This window comes from Rhizobium sp. S152 (assembly GCF_030380735.1).
Taxonomy (GTDB): domain Bacteria; phylum Pseudomonadota; class Alphaproteobacteria; order Rhizobiales; family Rhizobiaceae; genus Rhizobium.
In genome coordinates, this window is sequence record NZ_JAUDRZ010000026.1 from 815,528 (window position 1) to 836,578 (window position 21,051).

Below are 21,051 nucleotides of genomic sequence, written 5' to 3' on the forward strand. Positions count from 1 at the left end.
ATTACAAAGATGTAGAAAGTAATCATGAACTCCTCACTGCGAATTGTGCCGAGGGGCGGCACGGCTAACCAGCTACTTCAATATTTTTTTGCTGCGAATGTTCAACGCCAGTTTCCAGATTTATCGTTGCACGGGTATCACATCCCCGAATTGGGTCTCGTTTGCGACAATCCAGTAAAAGCCGGCGGCAAGGAACTTAAAATCAAGGGAAATCGCATTACGTCGAGGGGCGTAGTAAAGATTCTGCAGGCGCGTTCGCCGTGTTCTCTGGCTCTGTCAGGCTTGGCATTCCGTCTGTCAAACTATGCTAGCGCAGATTTTTATAGGAATAAAATCAGACCGGAAGCGAGAAACGTTACTGGATACGGAGACAACCATATTGTGTTCCATATTCGGGGAGGTGATATTCTTCGCGATGCCCATAAAGATTACTATCCCGTTCCATTCTCATACATCGACGGAGTATTAAAGAACGCGGATGCAAATCCGGTCTTTCTAGGTCAGTTGGAAGATAGCTATTACACGGCCAAACTTAGGGAAAAATATCCTAAGGCGATCTTCTCACCCCCAAAGTCACCGATTGAGGACTTTGAAACACTTAGAAAATCGAGTCAGATTGCCATATCCATAAGCTCCTTCGCTTGGGCTGCCGCCTGGTTGTCAGACGCAAGAAGGATTCATTTTCCGGTTGCGGGAATGCTGAATCCCAGCCAACGACCAGACATCGACCTGCTTCCCAGTGATGATCCTCGCTACACATTCTATCATTTTGAGCCGTTCAAGTGGCGTGCGAAGACAGCTGATGTTGAGATGCTCTGGGAAAACAGAGAGCACGATATACTGACATCCGCCACAGTATCGCGAATTAAGCGCCGTGCGCAACAACGCGTCGCGCCGATGGCCGGATGGGCGCAGCTACGGCTCGCAGTGAGCGCCTATCTGGCGGATAAACAACACACTAAATTAGGCAATGACGTAGGCGAAAACATCGCATGAAAACAGAAATTGTTCCCCCAGCACTTTATTGCTTCTTCATAAACATCAGAAACAAGCTCAGAGGCAAGAAACATCAGATTTCGCCTGTTCCTGAAGCTCGTATCTACAAGGTCAGCGACGACAATCAGAGTTTATATATTTGCCGCAGATCAAGGCATAATCGCTCCAAGAAGGGAGTGGCGGCAGGCGTAGACGCCCTGGCCAATCAGTATAATCTAGGCGAGATCCCCACGAACCCCGGGGACTTGCTCATAGACTGCGGCGCCAATATCGGCGAGTTGGGATTATGGGCGAAGAAGCGGCAAATGCAGTATATCGCTTTCGAACCTGAACCTTTGGAAGCGAGATGTGCAGATCTGAATGCGTTTGACGGCGCGAGCCGAACTCATCGCTTGGCTTTGTGGTCTGAAAATACTGTGCTGCGTTTCTTCAGCAAAGCTGGCACGGCTGACAGCTCGGCAATCGAGATGAACGATTTCGATAGCGTTCACGAAATCGAGGCACGACGGCTGGACACAGTCGTTGACGATATACCGCCGGGAGCAAAGATTATCCTGAAGCTGGAGGCGGAAGGTGCGGAGCCGGAGGTTTTGGCGGGCGCGGCAAATCTGCTCCCAAAAATAGATTACGTTGCAGTGGATTGCGGTTTTGAGCGCGGCAAGGAACAGACTCACACATTCGTGGAGACAAATACGGTCCTTGTTGACTACGGTTTTCGGGTCAAAAAAGCCAATTTCAGCCGGATGACAATGCTCTACGAAAGAACGCCGGCGGCCCAATAAACCCACGCTGGAGCCCGTCAGACCTCCACCAACCCCAGCTTCTTCACCTGCCGGATCGTCAGCATGGTCCTGACCGTATCGACATGCTCGTTGGCGGTCAGCACTTCGATCACGAAGTCCTGGAAGCGCGTCAGGTTTTCGGCCACGCAGTGCAGCAGGAAGTCGCTGTCGCCGGAGACCATCCAGGCCTGGCGCACCAGTGGCCATTGCGCCGTGGCCGCGGCGAACGCCTTGAGGTTGGCTTCCGACTGGTGCTTCAGTCCCACCATGCAGAAAGCGACGAGGTCGAAGCCGAGCTTCGGGCTGTTCAGCATCGCGTGATAGCCCTCGATCACCCCCGCTTCCTCAAGCTTGCGCACGCGGCGCAGGCAGGGCGGAGCCGAGATTCCAACGCGGTCGGCAAGTTCGACGTTGGTCATGCGGCCGTCGGTCTGCAGCTCGCGCAGGATTTTTATGTCGATAGCATCGAGTTCCGCGCGAAGCACGTTCAGGCCTTTCTTTAATTTGCGAATGCCAGCTTCTATATAAAGCATCGGATTACGCAAGAATCTTTCGCAATTGTGACGGATTCTTCCCCTGACAACGGCAATGCCTTGTTGGTAACGCACGGCTGCCCTTGAATAATAACATTGGACGTCCATAAATGACGGATGGATCGCGAACGGTTTTCAAAAGCCTTTTAGCCGCCGCCGTCTGACAGTTGAAAGGAAATCACATGTCCGCCCGCCACACCAAGGTGCTCATCATCGGTTCCGGCCCCGCCGGCTACACCGCTGCCGTCTATGCGGCACGCGCGATGCTGAAGCCGGTCCTCATTGCAGGGATGGAGCAAGGCGGACAGCTGATGATCACCACCGACGTGGAAAATTATCCGGGCTTCGCCGATCCGATCCAAGGCCCCTGGCTGATGGACCAGATGCTGCAGCAGGCCAAGCATGTCGGCGCCGAGATCGTCAACGACATCGTCACCGAAGTCGAGATGAACCAGCGTCCCTTCGTCGCCCGCACCGATAGCGGTCAGGTCTGGACCGCCGATACGCTGATCATCGCCACCGGCGCCAAGGCCAAGTGGCTCGGCATCGAGAGCGAACAGACCTTCCAGGGCTTCGGCGTCTCCGCCTGCGCCACCTGCGACGGCTTCTTCTATCGCAACAAGGACGTGATCGTGGTCGGCGGCGGCAATTCGGCCGTCGAGGAAGCGCTTTATCTTTCGAATATCGCGAAGACCGTGACCGTCGTGCATCGCCGCGACAGCTTCCGTTCGGAAAAGATCCTGCAGGAACGCATCTTCGCCAAGGAGAACGTCAAGATCCTCTGGAACACCGAGATCGCCGAGATCACCGGCGCCCCGGCCAAGCCGCCGATGCCGCCGTCCGTTTCAGGCGTTCGCCTGCGCGACACGCGAACCGGCGCCCTCGCCGACCACACGATCGACGGCGTCTTCGTGGCCATCGGCCATGCGCCGGCAACCGAGCTCTTCAAGGGCAAGCTGAAGCTGAAGGACAACGGCTATCTCTGGACCGCGCCCGATTCGACCGCGACCTCGGTCGATGGCGTCTACGCGGCCGGCGATGTCACCGACGACACCTTCCGCCAGGCGATCACCGCCGCCGGCATGGGTTGCATGGCAGCGCTCGAGGCCGAACGTTATCTCACGGGCCAGATGCCCGTCGCAGTAGCTGCGGAGTAATATCGGCATGAGGGGTGGTGGGATGCCGTTGGACTGGGACAAGCTGCGTATTTTCCACGCAGCTGCCGAAGCCGGATCGTTCACGCATGCGGCCGACAAGCTGCACCTGTCCCAATCGGCGATCAGCCGCCAGGTCAGCGCGCTGGAGCAGGATGTCGGCACCAAGCTGTTCCATCGCCACGCCCGCGGCCTGATTCTGACCGAACAGGGCGAGCTGCTCTACCGCACCGCCCATGACGTGCTGCTGAAGCTCGAAACCGTGAAGATGCAGCTTACCGAGACGACGGAAACGCCGTCGGGCAAGCTGCGCGTCACCACGACGGTTGGTCTTGGTCAGGGCTGGCTCACGGACAAGATCCAGGAGTTCATGCAGCTCTATCCCGACGTCCAGATCCAGCTGATCCTCGATAACGAGGAAGTGGACGTCAACATGCGCCATGCCGATTGCGCGATCCGCCTGCGCCAGCCGCAGCAGTCCGATCTTATTCAGCGCAAGCTGTTCACCGTGCACATGCACGTCTACGCCGCGCCCTCCTACATCAACCGCCACGGCGAGCCGCAGACGGTCGAGGATCTCGACAATCACCGCATCATCACCTTCGGGGAGCCGGCGCCGAATTACCTGCTCGACGTCAACTGGCTGGAGATCGCCGGCCGTTCGTCCGACAACAAGCGCATCCCTCACCTGCAGATCAACAGCCAGACTTCGATCAAGCGGGCCTGCCTGCTCGGCATGGGCGTCGCCTGCATGCCCGACTATATCGTCGGCCGCGACCCCGGGCTGATCCAGCTGCCGATCAATGCGGACGTTCCGTCCTTCGACACCTACTTCTGCTACCCCGACGAAATGAAGAACGCCGCCAAGCTCAAGGCCTTCCGCGACTTCATCGTCAGCAAGGCCAGAAACTGGAACTTCTAGTTGTTTTTAGACCAAAAATACAAGCCGTGCAACTCTTGCATGTCTGGCATGCACAAAAAGAGGGTTGCCGTTTGCTCATTAAAGCACCATATCGCACTTAGCTGATGCACACGGTGGCTTTCCTCCCAGTTCCACCGCATTAGCTGTTCCCCTCTGGAGGTTTATTGACCTTCATACCTATAAAGGGCCCCCGTTCGTTCGGCGGCCCTCTTTTTTTGCCCATTCATTTCGCACCGCACCTAAAAATGTTGCAATGCATAGCAGGCATGCGCAAACGGTCATTGAAATTTGCCCGGCAAAGCATCATATCACCCTCAGCTGATGCATTTCGTGGCTCTCTCCCAGTGCCACCGCGTTAGCTGTTCCCCTCTGGAGGTTTATTGACCTTCACACCTTAAAGGGCCCCGTTCACTCGGCGGCCCTCTTTTTTTGCCTAAAATTTAGCCTCCCGATAAAAGTGCATGTGTTTTCGCGATGCGTCTTGAATATCGAAAATCGTCAATCCATATATCGGAGATCGACGATTTATAGTTCGGCAAACGACGATGGAAAAAGACGAAATCCTAAAGGCCCTGTCCAACCCGGCGCGCATGGAAATCTTGACCTGGCTGAAGAACCCAGGGGAGCACTTCGCTACTCAGGAGCACCCACTGGAAATGGGTGTCTGCGCCAGCCAGTTCGAGCGCTGCGGCCTGTCACAGTCCACTGTCTCCGCCCATCTCGGCACATTGCACCGCGCCGGCCTTGTCACCACCAAGCGCGTCGGCCAGTGGATTTTTTACAAGCGTAATGAAGAAACCATCGCTGCCTTTTTGAAGCAACTTTCCCAGGATCTTTGAGCATGCCTCTCGCCCTCGTCATTCTCGCCTTGAGCTCATTTGCGATAGGCACGACCGAATTCGTCATCATGGGCCTGCTGCCAGAGGTCGCGTCCGACCTTGCTGTTACCATCCCGCAGGCCGGCTGGCTGGTCACGGGCTATGCGCTGGCCGTCGCCATCGGCGCGCCGATCATGGCGGTATCGACCGCGCACCTGAAGCGCCGCACGGCGCTGATCGCGCTGATGGCCTTCTTCGTCGCCGGAAACCTGCTCTGTGCGCTGTCGCCGGATTACTGGGTGCTGATGATCGCCCGTATCGTCACCGCGCTTTGCCATGGCGCCTTCTTCGGCATCGGCTCGGTGGTCGCCGCTAATCTCGTGGCACCTGATCGCAAGGCCCGCGCCGTTGCGCTGATGTTCACCGGCCTGACGCTCGCCAACGTGCTTGGCGTTCCGCTCGGCACCGCCATCGGCCAGGCCTATGGCTGGCGCTCCACCTTCGCGGTCGTCACCGTCATCGGCGTGCTCACCTTCATCGGCCTGATCGCCATCCTGCCCAAGGACCGCAACGAGGAACAGGGCAACATCTTCCGCGAGATCGCCGCGCTCAGGAACGGCCATCTGTGGCTGGCTTTGTCCACCACCGTCTTCTTCGCCGCCTCGATGTTCGCGCTCTTCACCTATATCGCGCCGCTCCTGCGCGATGTCACCGGCCTCTCGCCGGAGGGCGTGACCTGGACACTGTTCCTGATCGGCCTCGGCCTGACGGTAGGCAACCTCATCGGCGGCAAGCTCGCCGACTGGAAGCTCGGCCCGGCCCTTGCCGGCACCTTCGCGCTGATCGCCATCACCTCGATCGCATTCAGCTTCACCAGCCGCTCGTTCATCGGTGCCGAAATCACCCTGTTCATCTGGGCCATGGCGAGCTTCGCCGCCGTGCCGGCGCTGCAAGTCGGCGTCGTGCGCTTCGGCCGCGATGCGCCGAACCTGGTTTCGACGATCAACATCGGCGCCTTCAACACCGGAAACGCGCTCGGCGCATGGGCCGGCGGCATGGTAATCGATGCCGGGCTCGACATGACCGACGTTCCCCTCGCAGCCGCGCTGATGGCCGTGATCGGCCTTGGCGCCACCCTTCTCACCTATCGCTCGGCCGGGCAACAGACAGCCCCCACCCCTGCCGCGTGATCTTCACATCGACCAAGAAAGGACGACCATGAGCAAGCTTTTCGAACCCACAAAGGTCGGCGATATCGCCCTCAAGAACCACATCGTCATGGCGCCGCTGACGCGCAACCGTTCGCCGGGCGCCACGCCCAACGATCTCAACGTTGAATATTACCGCCAGCGCGCCTCGGCCGGTCTCATCATCACCGAAGCCACCGCCATCACCCACCAGGGCCAGGGCTATGCCGATGTTCCCGGCCTCTACACCCAGGAAGCCCTCGACGGCTGGAAGCGGGTGACGGATGCCGTTCATGCCGAAGGCGGCAAGATCGTCGTGCAGATGTGGCATGTCGGCCGTATCTCGCACACCACGCTGCAGCCGAACGGCGGCAAGCCGGTCTCATCGAGCAACAAGACCGCTAAGTCGAAGACCTATCTCGTCAACGAAGACGGCACCGGTTCCTTCGCCGAGACCTCCGAGCCGCGCGCGCTTGAAACCGCTGAAATTGCCGGCATCGTCGAGGATTACCGCAAGGCCGCTCGCGCCGCGATCGATGCCGGCTTCGATGGCGTCGAGATCCACGCCGCCAACGGCTACCTGATCGACCAATTCCTGCGCGCCGACATCAACGACCGCACCGACCAGTACGGCGGCTCGATCGAAAACCGTGCCCGCTTCCTCTTCGAAGTGACGGATGCGATCACAAAGGAAATCGGCGCCCGCCGCACCGGCATCCGCATCTCGCCGGTCACGCCTGCCAACGACGCATCCGACCCGGCTCCGCAGCCGCTCTTCGACCATGTCGTGGAAGGCCTGGCGAAGTATGATCTCGCCTTCATCCACGTCATCGAAGGTGCCACGGGCGGCGATCGCAACTTCCAGCAGGGCGACAAGCCCTTCGATTACGCTGGCCTGCGCGCGGTTTACGAGAAGGCCGGCGGCAAGGGCAGCTGGATGGTCAACAACGGCTACGACCGTCAGCTCGCCATCGATACCATCGAGAGCGGCAGGGCTGATCTCGTCGCATTCGGCAAGCCCTTCATCTCCAACCCCGATCTCGTCGAGCGACTGAGGATCAATGCCCCGCTCAATGAACTCGACCAGGCGACCCTCTACGGCGGCGGCCCGACCGGCTACATCGACTACCCCGCCCTCGAAAAGGCGGCCTGAGCTTTTTCGAAGCCTTATGAAAATCCCGCCGCCCGGCGGGATTTTCTTTTTCCAGCAGGCCGCTAACATGCCTGCCATGTTCGAATCCCACATCAAGCGCTGGCGGCTTGTGGCCGACGGCGAACCGATCGTCACCCACTGCAGTCACCTTCTCCCGGTTCTCTGGAACGGCAAGCCGGCCATGCTGAAACTATCGAGCGACGAGGCCGAGCGGGCCGGCGGCGCGCTGATGCAATGGTGGGACGGCGGCGGTGCGGCCAAAGTCTACGAACATGACGCCGAGGCGGTCCTTCTGGAGCGCGCCATGGGCAAGCAATCGCTTCTCCGGATGGCGGCCGGCGCCGAGGACGATGCGGCAAGCCGGATCATCTGCGCCACGGTGGCGAGGCTCCACGCCCCGCGCCGGGACCAGCCGCCGGCGCTCATTCCCCTCTCCCGCTGGTTTCGAGAACTGGCGCCGGCGGCAAATACCCATGGCGGCACGCTGGTCGAATGCAGCCGCATCGCAGAGGAACTGCTGGCAAGCCCAATCGACCCCGTCGTCCTGCACGGCGACATCCACCACGGCAATATCCTCGATTTCGAAGCGGACGGTTGGCTGGCGATCGATCCCAAAGGACTGATTGGCGAGCGCGGCTTCGACTACGCCAATACCTTCGTCAACGAAGAGCTCGCCACCATCGCCCACCCCGGCCGCCTGCAACGGCAGCTCGCCATCGTCGCCTCCGAAGCGCGATTTCCACCGAAACGCCTGTTGCAATGGATCGCTGCCTACGCCGGCCTGTCGGCCGCATGGTTCCTCGGCGATGGATCGGTGGACAAAGCCGAAAGCCCGCTCTCGGTCGCCCGTATCGCGCTCAACGAGTTGCGGCAGGGTTGACGTAGCCGCTAGGCTTCCTTGTTCTTCTTCGCCTTATCAGAGGCGTTCTTCTTCAGCTTCGTCCGGTTGAAATCGATGGCGGCGCGCACCAGCCTTTGCAGTGCCGCCGCATCGACCTTGTCTCCCTCGAGATAATCGATCGCCCGTCGCGCATTGCCCTCCAATCCCGCATTGAACAGGCCGTCAGGATCGGCAAGCTTGGCGCCATGCGCGAAGGTGAGCTTCACCTTGCCCTTATGGGCGTTGGCAACCGCGATCATCCCGTCGCACGACCAGACCGGGCTGCCCATCCATTTCCATTCCTCGATGATATCGGCATCCGCCGAAAGCACGGCCTTGCGGACATCGGCGAAAGCCGCGCCGCGCCAATCCGTGATGCCCTCGATCAGCCGATCGATCTCTTCCGATGCGTCCATCCCGGTCCTCCCCTTCCAACGAAGCGCTCTGTCTCCCATGGCCGCGAAAGCTACCCTCGGACACCCCGCCGATGCAACGGCAAAACGCCTATCCGGCCGCCGGCATCGACTTGCCATGCGGGATCGCAGCGGCACTGTCAGGCAAGCAGCCGAGCGAAATCAACGTCTTCAGTACCGCCTCGTCGATCGGCGTCTGCGGCTCGCGGCCGAGTTCGGCCACCAGACGCGTGTTCGGCATCCGCAGCGGTTCCCGCCACAGATAGCGCATCTCCTTAAGTTCGCGCATGAACGGGATAAAGGGTGCTGCCAGCGGCACCATCCACCATGGAAATCCACGCTGCTTCACCCCACCACCGGCCGCCCGACTGATGGCCGCAGCCATCCGGCTGCCGTCATCATCCCAGAAACCCGCCATGTGAAAGACCGCAAAAGGCGGCAGGCGGTCGCCGCGCTCGACGAGCGCGATCATCGTCTCGGCGACATCGGGCAGATAAGCCCATTGGTGCCCGACACCGGGACGCGCCGGGTTCCGGATCGACGTCACCGGTTTTCCCGGCGTGACATAACCCTTCGCGAACCACGTGTTCCCAGCATCCGGCCCAAAATAATCGCCGGCGCGAACGATGATGACGGGCACGCCACCGCGCGCCGCAGCCTCAAGCCGCTTCTCCATCTCGACACGGATCGCACCCTTCCTGGTGACCGGATGCTGAGGGCTGTCCTCGCTCGGAACGGGAAAGGCATCCGGTCCGAAATTATAGACGGTGCCCGGCAGCACGATCCGAGCGCCAACCGCACGGGCAGCCGCGATTGTGTTGTCGAGCATCGGCAACACCAGCTTTTCCCAGTCACGATAGGCCGGCGGGTTGACCGCGTGAACGATGAGGCCGGCACCTTCTGCCGCCATCATAACATCCCGCGCGTTCATCGCGTCACCCTGCATCCACTTGAGCCCCGGCATCTTGGCGCGCGCCTCTGCGGCATTGCGGCTCAGCGCCATCACCTGCCAGCCACGTGCCACAAGCCCGCGCGCCACAGCCCCGCCGATGCCCCCGGTGGCGCCGAGAACCAATGCGATATTTTCCGAATGCTCAGTCATGGAACTCTCCATCTCGTTGATGGAGCTCAGAATGCCGCGCCGTGCAAATAAAGAAAATTGACGAAATGCGTGGCGCAGCTATACATATTTTTATGAATAGCGAACCGAACTGGGATTTCTACCGAACGCTCCTCGCCGTGTTGCAGCACGGCTCGCTCTCGGCCGCCGCGCGCGAACTCGGACTGACGCAGCCGACCATTGGTCGGCACATCGACGCGCTTGAGGAAGCGATCGGCGCCAGGCTCTTCGTGCGCTCGACGAACGGCCTGATCGCTACCGACGCAGCACTAGAACTGAAGCCCTATGCCGAAACCCTAGCCGCGACATCGGCGGCGCTTCTGCGCACCGCCTCCGGTCATCGTGAACGTATCTCCGGAACCGTCCGCATCAGCGCCAGCGAGGTCATCGGGGTAGAGGTACTGCCGGCCGTTCTCGCGCCGCTGATCGAAGCCCACCCCGAACTCGATATCGAGCTCTCGGCATCCGACACTGTCGAGGATCTCCTCAGCCGCGCGGCCGATATCGCGATACGCATGGCCGAACCGACGCAGGAGGCGCTCGTCGTGCGTCGCATCGGCGATATCCCGCTCGGCTTCCACGCCCACCGCCGATATCTCGAGCGCACCGGCACACCGCAGACCTTGGCAGACCTCGGCGCGCACCGACTGGTCGGCTTCGACCGTCAGACGGCCTATGTCAGGACGATGGTGAAGCGCTTTCCGCTGGCCGACGATCTCATCTTCGGCTTCAGGACGGACAGCACGCTGGCGCAGCTTTCGGCCATTCGCGCCGGGCTCGGCATCGGCATCTGCCAGACCGGGCTCGCCAGCCGTGATCCCGATCTGGTGCCCGTGCTGCAGCAGGCGTTCCAGATACCGCTTGGCACCTGGGCGGTCATGCATGAGGGCATCAGGACGTCACCGCGCTATCGCGTGACTTTCGATGCGCTGGTGGCAGGATTGACTGATTATGTCAGGGGAGCGGCCCGGTCGATCGACTGGCCGCAATGACCGGTTCATGCGCGTGGCGAGGTTTCGGCGGAACGACTCTTCCAAGGACCATCGACGACTTCTGTTTCTGGACGATCGCCGCCTTCGGCATATTCCTCGTGCCACTTGCCCTTGTCGTCCTGCCAGCTGATCTCGGCTGAATCACCGCCGACCTGCTGTTCGGCTGCGACGATCCGGGCTGCCTCTAGCGCTTCCGCATGCGTCGGAAACGCCTCGGAATAGACCCCCTCGAGTCGATAGGCCCATCCTCCGTCGTGTTGGACGACCTCGTAGACCACCTTGACCATGCAAATCACTCCTCTTCGTTTTTCCTGCCGCGAAAGACCGACCGGATTGCATCCGGTGCTGCGCGGGCCGCTGGGTAAGACGAGAGGGCGCCGCGTTATGCTTCCGGCTGACCGATGGGTTAGTATTCCATTAAATCCGCGCGACTGCAAATAGCCTTGGGCGAGACCCCACTTGCCATGCAAAATCATCGGGTTAGATATATCGCATGAATCAGCACGGGAGCTCGATGTGACAATAACGGCGCGGTTGAAAGATGAGAAGTTCCTGGTGCTCGCGGTGATCGTCGCGATCGCCGCCTATGCCATGGAGCACGCGCTGCTCGAGATGGGCCAGGCGGCAGCGTTGATCGGCGCAGCGCTCCTTGTCGTCACCATCGTTCTCGCCTCCATCCGCGTCGCGCACCACGCCGAGATCCTGGCGAGCAAGGTGGGGGATCCCTATGGCACGATGATCCTGACGCTCTCCGCCGTCGCAGTCGAGGTCATCATCCTCGGCATCATGATGAGCGGCGAGAGTTCGCCGACGCTGGTGCGCGACACGATCTATTCGGCGCTGATGCTTGATATCAACGGCATCCTCGGCTTGGCCGCTCTGCTCGGCGGCCTCAAGCACGGCGAACAGCCCTATAACGACAACTCCGGCAAGACCTATGGCGTGATGATCCTGACGGCGATAGGCATTTCGATGATCGTCCCGGAGTTCGTTCCATCAGACAAGTGGCACTACTACTCGGCCTTCACCATCGTGGCGATGATCGCCCTCTATGGTCTGTTCCTGCGTATGCAGGTGGGCCAGCATAGCTACTTCTTCAGCTACGCCTATCCACGCGCGGAAAAGAGCATGAGCGGCGGACATGACGCGCATGCCGACGCGGACGAGGAATCGGCGACCGCTTCGATCGCCATCATTCTCATCGGTGTGGTCATCATCGGCGGCCTTGCAGAGATCATGTCGACGCTGATGAGTTCGGGCCTCGAGGGTACCGGCGCCCCGGTAGCCCTCACCGCCATCGTCGTCGCAGCCATCTCCGCCGCTCCCGAAATCATGACGGCGCTCCGTGCCGCATTGAAGAACCGCATGCAGGCGACGGTCAACATCGCCATGGGCGCATCGCTCTCAACGGTTATCCTGACCGTGCCCGTCATGGAAGCCATCGCGCTCTATACCGGCCAGCCCTTCATCATGGCGATGACGCCGGTGCAGACCGTGATGGTCGCGATTACCCTCATCGCCGCTGCCATCAACCTGAACGACGGCGAGACCAATGCGATCGAAGGCATGACGCATTTCATCCTCTTCGCTACTTTCCTCATGCTGTCGGCGATCGGACTGTGATTGCTAATAGGAATCGGAATTCAAGGCGTTGAAGCCGGATCCGGACTCGATCTCGCCGGCAGTTGAATCAATCTCTCAGGCTGCCGCTTTTGCCGGCTCGGAAAACAATACCGCGCGATCGCGTCCGGCATTCTTGGCATCGTAAAGGGCGACGTCCGCCATCTTGAGCAATTCGCTCCACGAATGCTCCTTGCTCTCGCCCATCGCGACACCGATACTGACCGTCAACGGCACGCGCTCGCCATTGCTGTCGACGACGAGCTTGCGCACCACGTCCACAAGCTGCTCCGCGGCCGCCATCGCCTCTTCGGCACTGGTGTGCGGTAGATAGGCGGCGAATTCCTCTCCGCCCAGCCGCGCGAAGCTGCCGTCGGCCCGAAGGTTCTTCTCGATGGCATCGGCGAAGCTCACGAGCACCTGGTCGCCGGTATCATGGCCGAAACGGTCGTTGACCTGCTTGAACAGATCGAGATCCATCAGGAAGAGCGCATCGTCTTCGCGCATTACCTTGGGCACGCGCGACGTGAACCAGCGGCGATTGCCGACCCCGGTCAGGATATCGGTGTCGGCCGCGCGCCTGAGTGCCGCCTCGGCCCGCTCCTTGACGAGAATGATCACGAAGAGCGCGATGGCAAAATGGCAGATGATGCGAATGAAGAAGGCCCAGCGCGGCGTCATCGGCGCTATCGCCGGTGTCAGCATGGCCACGACGATCATCAATGCCAGCAGCGACGAAAGCGCGATGACAACCGACAGCACGAGGCGAACAGGCAGGTTCTCCGGGCGCCGGTCACGCAGAACGGTGGTGGCGGCCGCGGCAAGCGAGAGGAATGAGATGAAATTGGAAACAGCGCCCCGGATCGGGTCGACGAGATAGAATTGCGTGACCAGCGCCGTCGGGATCAGCACGGCGGGCGCGATCATCACCAGCCAGTCCGCGCGACGCTCTCCGCCGCTGCTCAGGCGCCGCATACCTACCCAAAAGATCGCATAGCCGATCACGCCGGACGCGAACGTTCCGAATGTCCAGATTTCCCGTGAGATGATGGAGCGGTCACCCAGACCCGCCAGCGTCGAGGACATCGCCAAGGCCATGAAGCCGATCGCCAGCGTCCCCAGCCCCTCTCCTCGCCTCGACTGCCAGCGTGCGTAGAGAAAACACAGGGCGCCGACTAGAAAGGAACACTGGTGCAGCAGGAGGACGGTCGCGAGGTCGAGCTGAAAGGATTGAAGCGTCATCGTATCGGAAACATGAATTATCGAAACAGAGTGCAGTATCTAGGCCGCAGTCATTAGCGATCCCTAAATGGCGACAGGCAAAACATACCCCTAACAAAAAACCCGCCGTCGCCGGCGGGTTTCAGATTGAAGCGTGAAGCCTTACTTGCAGGCGCCGCAGAAGCGCTGGATGCGCTTGCAGGCTTCTTCCAGGAGTTCTTCCGAGGTCGCGTAGGAGATACGGAAGTTCGGGCCGAGACCGAAGGCCGAACCGTGAACCACGGCAACGCCTTCCGATTCCAGAAGCTCGGACACGAAGTCCTCATCCGTCTCGATGACCTTGCCCGTCGGTGCCGTCTTGCCGATCAGGCCGGCGCAGGACGGGTAGACGTAGAAGGCGCCTTCCGGGTTCGGGCAGGAAATGCCCTTGGCCTGGTTCAGCATCGAGACCACGAGATCGCGGCGACCTTCGAAGATCTTCTTGTTCTCGGGGATGAACGCCTGCGTGCCGTTCAGCGCCTCGACGGCAGCCCACTGCGCGATCGACGACGCGCCAGAGGTCTGCTGGCCCTGGATCATGTCCATCGCCTTGATCAGCTGGATCGGGCCGGCCGCATAGCCGATACGCCAGCCGGTCATTGCGTAGGCCTTCGAGACGCCGTTCATGGTGAGCGTGCGGTCGTAGAGCTTCGGCTCGACTTCGACGGGCGTGACGAACTTGAAGTCGCCATAGGTCAGGTGCTCGTACATGTCGTCGGTCAGGATCCAGACATGCGGATGCTTGAGCAGCACGTCGGTCAGGGCCTTCAGTTCGTCATGCGTATAGGCGGCACCCGACGGGTTGGACGGCGAGTTGAAGATGAACCACTTCGTCTTCGGGGTGATGGCCTTGTCGAGGTCGGCAGGCTGGAGCTTGAAGTTGTTTTCCTGCGTCGTCATGACGGTAACGGGCGTACCGCCGCACAGCGCCACCATCTCCGGGTAGGATACCCAGTAAGGTGCCGGGATGACGACTTCATCGCCGGCATTCAGCGTTGCCATGAAGGCGTTGAAAAGAATCTGCTTTCCGCCGGTGCCGACGATCGTCTGCTCCCAGGAGTAATCCAGGCCGTTCTCGCGCTTGAACTTCGCGGCGATCGCCTTGCGCAGTTCAGGGATACCGGAAACCGGCGTGTACTTGGTCTCGCCGCGGTTGATCGCGTCGATCGCCGCCTGCTTGATGTTATCAGGCGTATCGAAGTCCGGCTCGCCGGCGCCGAGACCGATCACGTCACGGCCTTTTGCTTTCAATTCGCGCGCTTTCTGGGAAACGGCGATGGTGGCGGAAGGCTTCACACGGGAAAGAGCATCGGCAAGAAAGGCCATGATATCGGTCCTATACGGTTGATTTTAGCGGAAGGCCGGGGGCGGAATTCCGCGATAAGGTCTATGTCCAATGTGGGCAGGCTTTTCAAGGCCAAAGGCGTGATGGGAGCAATGATTCTTCGTGATCGGTCCGATCCGATTCGCCAGCCGATCCCGAACTCCGCGCATTTCGCGGGAATTACGTTCTTCACGGCTTGTTGACGCAGCCGCCAGCGGTGCGTTTTTGCCCCACACCCGCTGAAAAACCCCCATTATTCGCCTCTGCCACGAATATGCCGCAACAAATGCTGTGGCGTGCCTCAATTCGGTCGCGAGCATGCCGACATCCGGGCCTCAAATTTGACGCTCAAACAATGGTCATCGAGGGTACACCATGTTTCTGGCAGACGAGTTCGCGGCACGGCGCAACCGTACCAGTCGCATTTCCATTTCACTGCTGGTCGCGGTCGTCGCGATCACGTCGTCGAGCCTGATGATTTCGGGCCTGATTTCGGCCGCCCACGCCGCGGATATGGGGACGGCGGTGGACGGCGTGCTGATCAGCCAGGACAACAGCTTCCTCCAGCTGGCCTCCTCCCCGATCTTGAGTGGCGGATCGGCCGTGCATGCGCCAAACCACGCCGACCAGCAGATCATGCGCGGCCTGACCGCCATGCTGCTGGCGCTGATGGCGACCAGCGGCCTTGCCGTCTGGCACCGGCGCCTGCGCGGCGTGTTCGGGAGCCGCCGGTAATGCTGGGCCGACCGGGCAAGCCGAACCTTGCCGACGACGATGCCGGCGCGTTCTCGCCGCTTCCGACCTATATCGAGCTTGAAATGGCGATGGCCGCCGCAACCGCCTACGACGTAGTAGACGCGAACGGTCGACGTTCTCTCTTACCTCGCCTTTCACTGATCGAAAAGGCGATCGCCGCCAGCATCGCGATATTGGCGCTTTACGGCCTGATCCTCATCGGAGATGGCCTCTATATCAAGGCCAAGACCCATCTCTCCCACATTTTGCTGAAGCGCGCCTTCGCCGCCGAACTGCGCGGTGAGGATGCACGCCCCTGGCCCTGGGCCGACTTTACCACCGAAGCCAAGGTGAGCGCGCCGAGGCTTGGCAAACACGCCATCGTTCTCGCCGGCAATTCGGAGCCCTCTTCGTTCGGCCCCTCCTGGATCGCGGGAACACCGCAGCCCGGCGACGACGGCACGTCGGTGATCTCGGCACGCCGTCACGCGCATTTCCTCTGGCTGAAGGATGTGCATCCTGGCGACGATATCGAGGTGACGCGCGGCGACGGCAAGGTCCTGACCTTCAAGGCCGGCGAAGGCCGCATCGTGCCTTGGGACGACAGCGGCATCGACCCGACCACGCAGGGCAAGCGGCTGGTCCTGGCGACCTGCTGGCCGTTCGGCGCCACCGAGCGCGGCCCGCTACGCTATGTCGTCGAAGCCGATCTGGTCGATACACAGGCGACCGGCGCTGTTCCCGCGCCAAACACAAAGCCGTTATCGCACGCCGAGTAAGGGTTGAAGCGTCCGCGCCGCTGCCCCACCTTGGCCCCACAGCAACGGGAGCGATCATGAAGGCATTGGCGGGATTTCAGTTTGGCGTCGCGATACTGGCGGCAACGATCGCCTCACCGGTGACGGCAGCCGATATCATCCAGACCAAGAAGGTCGCGGTCCAGATAGAAACCATCGCCGACGGCCTCGACCATCCGTGGGCGGTGGAAGTGCTTCCCGATGGCGGCTATCTGGTGACCGAGCGCTCCGGCACGATGCGCATCATTCGTGACGGCAAGGCATCCGATCCGATCTCCGGTGTGCCCAAAGTCAGCGCCAGAAGCCAGGGCGGCCTGCTCGATGTCGCGCTCGCCCCCGATTTCTCCACGAGCCGCACCATTTACCTCACCGCCGCCACCAGCGACGGAAGCGGCTCGGGCACCGAAGCCTTCAGCGCTACCCTTTCCACCGATGGCCGATCCCTCGAGAACGTGAAGTCGATCTTCAGGATGAAGCGTTTCACCAGCGGCGGCATCCAGTACGGCGCCCGCATCGCCATCGCCAAGGACGGCTCGCTTTTCATCAGCATCGGCGACCGGGGCGACCGCGATCGTTCGCAGGACTGGAAGGATGACGCCGGCTCGATCATCCACATCAACGCCGACGGCAGCATTCCCGCCGACAACCCGTTCAAGTCCGACCCCAAGGCGCTTCCTGAAATCTGGTCGAAGGGCCACCGCAATCCGCAGGGCATCACCTTCGACGCCAAGGATGGTGCACTCTACACCGTCGAGCATGGCGCCCGTGGCGGCGACGAGATCAATCATATCGAGCCCGGCAAGAATTACGGCTGGCCGATCATCACCTATGGCCGCGACTATTCCGGTGCCGAGATCGGCGAAGGCACGACCAAGGAAGGCCTCGAACAGCCGCTCTATTACTGGGATCCGTCCATCGCCCCCGGCGCGCTCGCCATCTATCGCGGCGCAATGTTCCCGGAATGGGATGGAAGCTTCCTGGTCGCGGCCTTGAAGTTCAAGCTCCTCTCGCGCCTCGAGCGTGACGACGGCGGCAACTTCGTCGCCGAGGAACGGATGTTCGACGGCGACTACGGCCGGATGCGCGACGTTGTCGTGGCGCCCGACGGCGCGCTGCTGATCCTCACCGACGAGGACGACGGCGCCCTCCTGCGCGTCTCGCGCGCACCGGCGAGCAACGGCTAGAACCTTTCGAAACTCTAGGTCTAGACAAAAGCCGAACCGATCTTGCCCGTTCCCGCGGCAACTGATAGCGCTCTCCGGTACAAATGGCCCTCCCCCAAATCGAGGACGAGATGACGCGCGTTCAGGCGAACCTTCTTCTATTGCTCGCAGCCGCGATCTGGGGCGGCGGCTTCGTCGCGCAGTCGACGGCGATGAAGGCGATCGGTCCCTACTGGTTCATCGGCCTGCGCTTCGCCATCGCGGCTCTTGCCGTCCTGCCCTTCGCGATGAGGGAAGCCCGCAAGGCAACGGGCAAAACCACGCCGCGTCACCTCACGCTCTATCTTCTCACCGGCCTCGCCCTCTTCGGCGGCGCGGTGACGCAGCAAATCGGGCTGCAGACCACGACCGTCACCAATTCCAGCTTCATTACCGGGCTATATGTGGTCTTCGTGCCGCTGATAGCGGTGGTCTTCCTGCGCCGCGCGCCGCATTGGGTGATCTGGCCGGGCGCGGGTCTCGCGGTCGCTGGCATCTACCTGCTTTCCGGTGGCCAGCTCTCGGCCCTTACACGCGGCGATCTGCTCACTGTTGTCTGCGCGGTCTTCTGGGCGGGGCAGATCACCTTCGCCGGCATCGCTGTTTCGCAAACCGGGCGCCCGCTTGCCCTCGCATTGTCGCAGTTCGCTGTAACCGCGGTCTGTGCGCTCGCCATCGCGATCGCTATGGAGCCGATCAGCTGGTCGGCCATTTCCGGCGCCGCACCCGAGATACTCTATGTGGGCCTCTTCTCCTCCGGCTTGGCCTTTTCGCTGCAGATCATCGGCCAGCGCTACACGACACCGTCGCAAGCCGCTATTTTCCTCTCCTCCGAGGCGCTGTTCGGCGCCATGCTCGGCGCACTGCTGCTCGGCGAGACCATCTCGTCGCTTGGATATGCGGGCTGCGCCCTGATGTTCACTGCTATGCTTCTAGTTGAAGTCGTACCGGAAATCGCGCGCCGACGCGCCGCAATGGGCCTCAAATCGATGCCAAAAGCCGGCTGAACGCAAAAAATCAAAAAAAATGAGGCGGCGAGACAGTCGCGCTATGGGTGTATTCTGGGAAAAATCTGCCCTGTTATTATATTGCCCACGATATAAAACCGTACATCTGGCACGCGTCATGAGCGATTTTTTGCGTATCGCGGTCAAAAGCGCAGCCGGCGCACGGCTTCCAGCACAGATCAGTTAAAAAACTTTTGCTTGCCAAAATTTAATAATCGCATCAATCTCGCCTCGTTCGGGCATTTTGCGAGCATGGGAAGTCCTACATAATATGCGCGCCGGAGACGCTAATTTCCGGTCGGGGGATCAGTAAAGCGGGCAAAGTTTCGCGATGATCCAACCGAGTAAGAGGGGACCTTTTTCTCAAATTTCGATTGCCTGCAACGTCTCCGTGAGGAGGCAATGTCATAATGCTGCCCGTGTGGATGGCGGGCGGAGCTAAAAGGACCTGACGCATGGCCGAGACTGGCACTGTAAAATTCTTCAACACCGACAAGGGCTTCGGCTTCATCAAGCCTGACAAGGGCGGCGCTGATATCTTCGTTCACATTTCCGCCGTTCAGGCTTCGGGACTGGCCGGACTGACGGAAAATCAGAAGGTGAGCTTCGATACGGAGCCGGATCGCCGCGGAAAGGGCCCCAAGGCCGTCAACCTTCAGATCGATGGTTGATATCGCCTGAGCGCTGTCAGTTTGGAAGCGAGGCCCGGCAGCAATGCCGGGTTCTGTCGTTCAGCCTGCATTCAGATCGCAGCCCTTACCTTGCCATTATCACGGTGCAAGACCGGCGCTCGGTTTTAACAGGACTAGACATGATGAATAGGCTCGCGAAAACGCTCTTTCTGACGGCAGCAGCTGTTGCCCTGACCCTTTCCTCGATCGGCGCCGCATCGGCTGACGATTGGCGCCGCCACCGGTATCACCATGGCAATGACGCGCTGGTGGGCGGTGCCGTGGGCCTTGCCACCGGCTTGATCGTCGGCTCGGCGATCGCCAACTCCGGCCCGCGCTACATCGACCCGCCCTACGAGCCGGATTACTACGAGCCCGCTCCGGTCTATGGCGCCCCTGTCTATCGCGCACCGCCGCCGCGCTACTATCCAGCCGCCGCCGGCCTTGAGCCGTGGACTCCGCAGTGGGAACGCTACTGCGCTTACCGCTACCGTTCGTTCGACCCGCGTAGCGGCACCTATATCGGTTACGACAACCGCAGCCATTTCTGCACCGCCGGCTGATCCACTTCCCGGCATGCGAGAGACGAAGCGCCGCCATCGAGCGGCGCTTTTCTTTTGCCCGGATTAGATCCCCTGCAGATAGGGGTTGCTGCGCCGCTCGTCGCCGATGCGGCTGCCCGGACCATGGCCGCAGATGAAGCCGACCTCGTCCCCGAGCGGCAGGACCTTGTCACGAATGGAATCGAGCAACTGTTGGTGATCCCCGCCCGGCAGATCCGTGCGCCCGATGGAGCCGCTGAACAAGACATCGCCGACATGGGCGAACTTCTGCGCACGGTTGAAATAGATGACATGTCCCGGCGCGTGGCCCGGCGTGTGATAGACCTCGAACTCATGCGCGCCGAAGGAAACCTTGTCTCCATCCTTCAGCCAGCGATCGGGCACGACATTCTGCATGCCCGGCGGCAGGCCGTACTTCTGCGATTGCGTCTCGATCCGCTGCAGCAGCGGAAGGTCGTCCTCGTGCGGGCCGATCACCTGAACCCCGAGCGCCTCGCGCAACTCCTTGGCGCCGCCCGCGTGATCCAGATGGCCGTGCGTGAGCCAGATTTCCTTGATGAGGAAGCCGTTCTGTTCGATCGCCTGCAGGATGTTGGCGACGTCACCACCAGGATCGACAACCACGCCTTCCTTCGTATCGGGATCGAACAGGATCGTGCAGTTCTGCTGGAAGGGTGTCACCGGAATTATACCGGCCTGGAGCATGCCCATTGTCGCCTCGCTTATATCTTGTCTCACCGGTATAGCGGCAATTCGCGTCGCGCACAGCCACGCTTTTGCGAACACTGCGTCGCGCCGACCGCCGGAAACAGGCGATAATCACGAAAGATCACAAACGCGATACCGTTGGTGATGAACCTGCATTGCATGCTTTTCATCTGAAAATTCAAACGGATGGAGGAGCTCGCCTCCCACGGGCTCC

23 protein-coding genes are annotated in these 21,051 nt (G+C 60.7%); 16 read left to right on the forward strand and 7 right to left on the reverse strand.

Annotated features, from left to right (window positions below; translation table 11 throughout):
• Positions 1-24: 24 nt before the first annotated feature.
• Positions 25-996: a hypothetical protein gene (locus QTL95_RS23080; RefSeq protein ID WP_289722219.1), complete on the forward strand. Its 972-nt coding sequence runs from the start codon at positions 25-27 to the stop codon at positions 994-996.
• Complete coding sequence (locus QTL95_RS23085; RefSeq protein WP_289722220.1) at positions 993-1,778, forward strand: FkbM family methyltransferase; 786 nt, start codon at positions 993-995, stop codon at positions 1,776-1,778. The genes QTL95_RS23080 and QTL95_RS23085 overlap by 4 nt, the downstream gene beginning before the upstream one ends.
• A gap of 17 nt (positions 1,779-1,795) precedes the next feature.
• Here the strand turns inward: QTL95_RS23085 and QTL95_RS23090 are convergent, their stop codons facing one another.
• Positions 1,796-2,263, reverse strand: a complete 468-nt coding sequence (locus QTL95_RS23090; protein ID WP_037184645.1) for an Lrp/AsnC family transcriptional regulator — start codon at positions 2,261-2,263, stop codon at positions 1,796-1,798.
• Between the two features lie 230 nt (positions 2,264-2,493).
• Here QTL95_RS23090 and trxB point away from each other — a divergent pair, with 230 nt between their 5' ends.
• The 6 genes from trxB (at position 2,494) to QTL95_RS23120 (ending at position 8,425) form a co-directional block, all read left to right on the forward strand.
• Positions 2,494-3,468 (forward strand): thioredoxin-disulfide reductase, encoded by a 975-nt coding sequence (gene trxB / locus QTL95_RS23095; RefSeq protein WP_289722221.1) that lies wholly within the window; start codon positions 2,494-2,496, stop codon positions 3,466-3,468.
• A gap of 22 nt (positions 3,469-3,490) precedes the next feature.
• Positions 3,491-4,387: a LysR family transcriptional regulator VtlR gene (locus QTL95_RS23100; RefSeq protein WP_037184465.1), complete on the forward strand. Its 897-nt coding sequence runs from the start codon at positions 3,491-3,493 to the stop codon at positions 4,385-4,387.
• A 545-nt stretch (positions 4,388-4,932) separates the two neighbouring features.
• Entirely contained in the window at positions 4,933-5,226 is a 294-nt protein-coding gene (locus QTL95_RS23105; RefSeq protein WP_289722222.1) for an ArsR/SmtB family transcription factor, read from the forward strand.
• A 2-nt stretch (positions 5,227-5,228) separates the two neighbouring features.
• The gene (locus QTL95_RS23110) at positions 5,229-6,395 is read left to right on the forward strand and encodes an MFS transporter (protein WP_289722223.1); all 1,167 of its coding nucleotides are present in this window, start codon (positions 5,229-5,231) and stop codon (positions 6,393-6,395) included.
• A 28-nt stretch (positions 6,396-6,423) separates the two neighbouring features.
• Positions 6,424-7,545, forward strand: coding sequence for an alkene reductase (locus QTL95_RS23115; protein WP_289722224.1), 1,122 nt, complete (start codon positions 6,424-6,426; stop codon positions 7,543-7,545).
• Positions 7,546-7,621: 76 nt separating this feature from the next.
• Positions 7,622-8,425 (forward strand): aminoglycoside phosphotransferase family protein, encoded by an 804-nt coding sequence (locus QTL95_RS23120; protein ID WP_289722451.1) that lies wholly within the window; start codon positions 7,622-7,624, stop codon positions 8,423-8,425.
• An 8-nt stretch (positions 8,426-8,433) separates the two neighbouring features.
• On the opposite strand, the gene QTL95_RS23125 is transcribed toward QTL95_RS23120, so the two are convergent.
• Complete coding sequence (locus QTL95_RS23125) at positions 8,434-8,841, reverse strand: DUF1801 domain-containing protein (RefSeq protein ID WP_289722225.1); 408 nt, start codon at positions 8,839-8,841, stop codon at positions 8,434-8,436.
• Positions 8,842-8,929: 88 nt separating this feature from the next.
• Positions 8,930-9,940 carry an NAD-dependent epimerase/dehydratase family protein gene (locus QTL95_RS23130; protein WP_289722226.1) on the reverse strand — a complete coding sequence of 337 codons (1,011 nt, stop codon included), beginning with the start codon at positions 9,938-9,940 and terminating at the stop codon, positions 8,930-8,932.
• A gap of 92 nt (positions 9,941-10,032) precedes the next feature.
• Between QTL95_RS23130 and QTL95_RS23135 the strand changes: the two genes are divergently transcribed.
• Entirely contained in the window at positions 10,033-10,950 is a 918-nt protein-coding gene (locus tag QTL95_RS23135) for a LysR family transcriptional regulator (RefSeq protein ID WP_289722227.1), read from the forward strand.
• Between the two features lie 5 nt (positions 10,951-10,955).
• Here QTL95_RS23135 and QTL95_RS23140 read toward each other — a convergent pair whose 3' ends face one another.
• The gene (locus QTL95_RS23140) at positions 10,956-11,237 is read right to left on the reverse strand and encodes a DUF2188 domain-containing protein (RefSeq protein ID WP_037184440.1); all 282 of its coding nucleotides are present in this window, start codon (positions 11,235-11,237) and stop codon (positions 10,956-10,958) included.
• Between the two features lie 229 nt (positions 11,238-11,466).
• Here QTL95_RS23140 and QTL95_RS23145 point away from each other — a divergent pair, with 229 nt between their 5' ends.
• Complete coding sequence (locus QTL95_RS23145) at positions 11,467-12,573, forward strand: calcium:proton antiporter (RefSeq protein ID WP_289722228.1); 1,107 nt, start codon at positions 11,467-11,469, stop codon at positions 12,571-12,573.
• A 75-nt stretch (positions 12,574-12,648) separates the two neighbouring features.
• Here the strand turns inward: QTL95_RS23145 and QTL95_RS23150 are convergent, their stop codons facing one another.
• Both QTL95_RS23150 and QTL95_RS23155 read right to left on the reverse strand, forming a co-directional pair.
• Positions 12,649-13,812 carry a GGDEF domain-containing protein gene (locus QTL95_RS23150; RefSeq protein ID WP_289722229.1) on the reverse strand — a complete coding sequence of 388 codons (1,164 nt, stop codon included), beginning with the start codon at positions 13,810-13,812 and terminating at the stop codon, positions 12,649-12,651.
• A 141-nt stretch (positions 13,813-13,953) separates the two neighbouring features.
• The gene (locus QTL95_RS23155; protein WP_289722230.1) at positions 13,954-15,156 is read right to left on the reverse strand and encodes a pyridoxal phosphate-dependent aminotransferase; all 1,203 of its coding nucleotides are present in this window, start codon (positions 15,154-15,156) and stop codon (positions 13,954-13,956) included.
• A gap of 373 nt (positions 15,157-15,529) precedes the next feature.
• Between QTL95_RS23155 and QTL95_RS23160 the strand changes: the two genes are divergently transcribed.
• The 6 genes from QTL95_RS23160 (at position 15,530) to QTL95_RS23185 (ending at position 20,129) form a co-directional block, all read left to right on the forward strand.
• On the forward strand, positions 15,530-15,889 hold the full coding sequence (locus QTL95_RS23160) for a hypothetical protein (RefSeq protein WP_289722464.1): 360 nt from the start codon (positions 15,530-15,532) through the stop codon (positions 15,887-15,889).
• Entirely contained in the window at positions 15,889-16,668 is a 780-nt protein-coding gene (locus QTL95_RS23165) for a class GN sortase (RefSeq protein WP_289722231.1), read from the forward strand. The genes QTL95_RS23160 and QTL95_RS23165 overlap by 1 nt, the downstream gene beginning before the upstream one ends.
• 56 nt (positions 16,669-16,724) lie before the next feature.
• Positions 16,725-17,870, forward strand: a complete 1,146-nt coding sequence (locus tag QTL95_RS23170) for a PQQ-dependent sugar dehydrogenase (RefSeq protein WP_289722232.1) — start codon at positions 16,725-16,727, stop codon at positions 17,868-17,870.
• A 110-nt stretch (positions 17,871-17,980) separates the two neighbouring features.
• On the forward strand, positions 17,981-18,895 hold the full coding sequence (locus QTL95_RS23175) for a DMT family transporter (RefSeq protein ID WP_289722233.1): 915 nt from the start codon (positions 17,981-17,983) through the stop codon (positions 18,893-18,895).
• A 455-nt stretch (positions 18,896-19,350) separates the two neighbouring features.
• Complete coding sequence (locus QTL95_RS23180; RefSeq protein ID WP_018897410.1) at positions 19,351-19,566, forward strand: cold-shock protein; 216 nt, start codon at positions 19,351-19,353, stop codon at positions 19,564-19,566.
• A 143-nt stretch (positions 19,567-19,709) separates the two neighbouring features.
• Positions 19,710-20,129: a BA14K family protein gene (locus tag QTL95_RS23185; protein WP_289722452.1), complete on the forward strand. Its 420-nt coding sequence runs from the start codon at positions 19,710-19,712 to the stop codon at positions 20,127-20,129.
• A 63-nt stretch (positions 20,130-20,192) separates the two neighbouring features.
• Here QTL95_RS23185 and QTL95_RS23190 read toward each other — a convergent pair whose 3' ends face one another.
• Positions 20,193-20,840, reverse strand: a complete 648-nt coding sequence (locus tag QTL95_RS23190) for an MBL fold metallo-hydrolase (RefSeq protein WP_289722234.1) — start codon at positions 20,838-20,840, stop codon at positions 20,193-20,195.
• Positions 20,841-21,051: the final 211 nt, after the last annotated feature.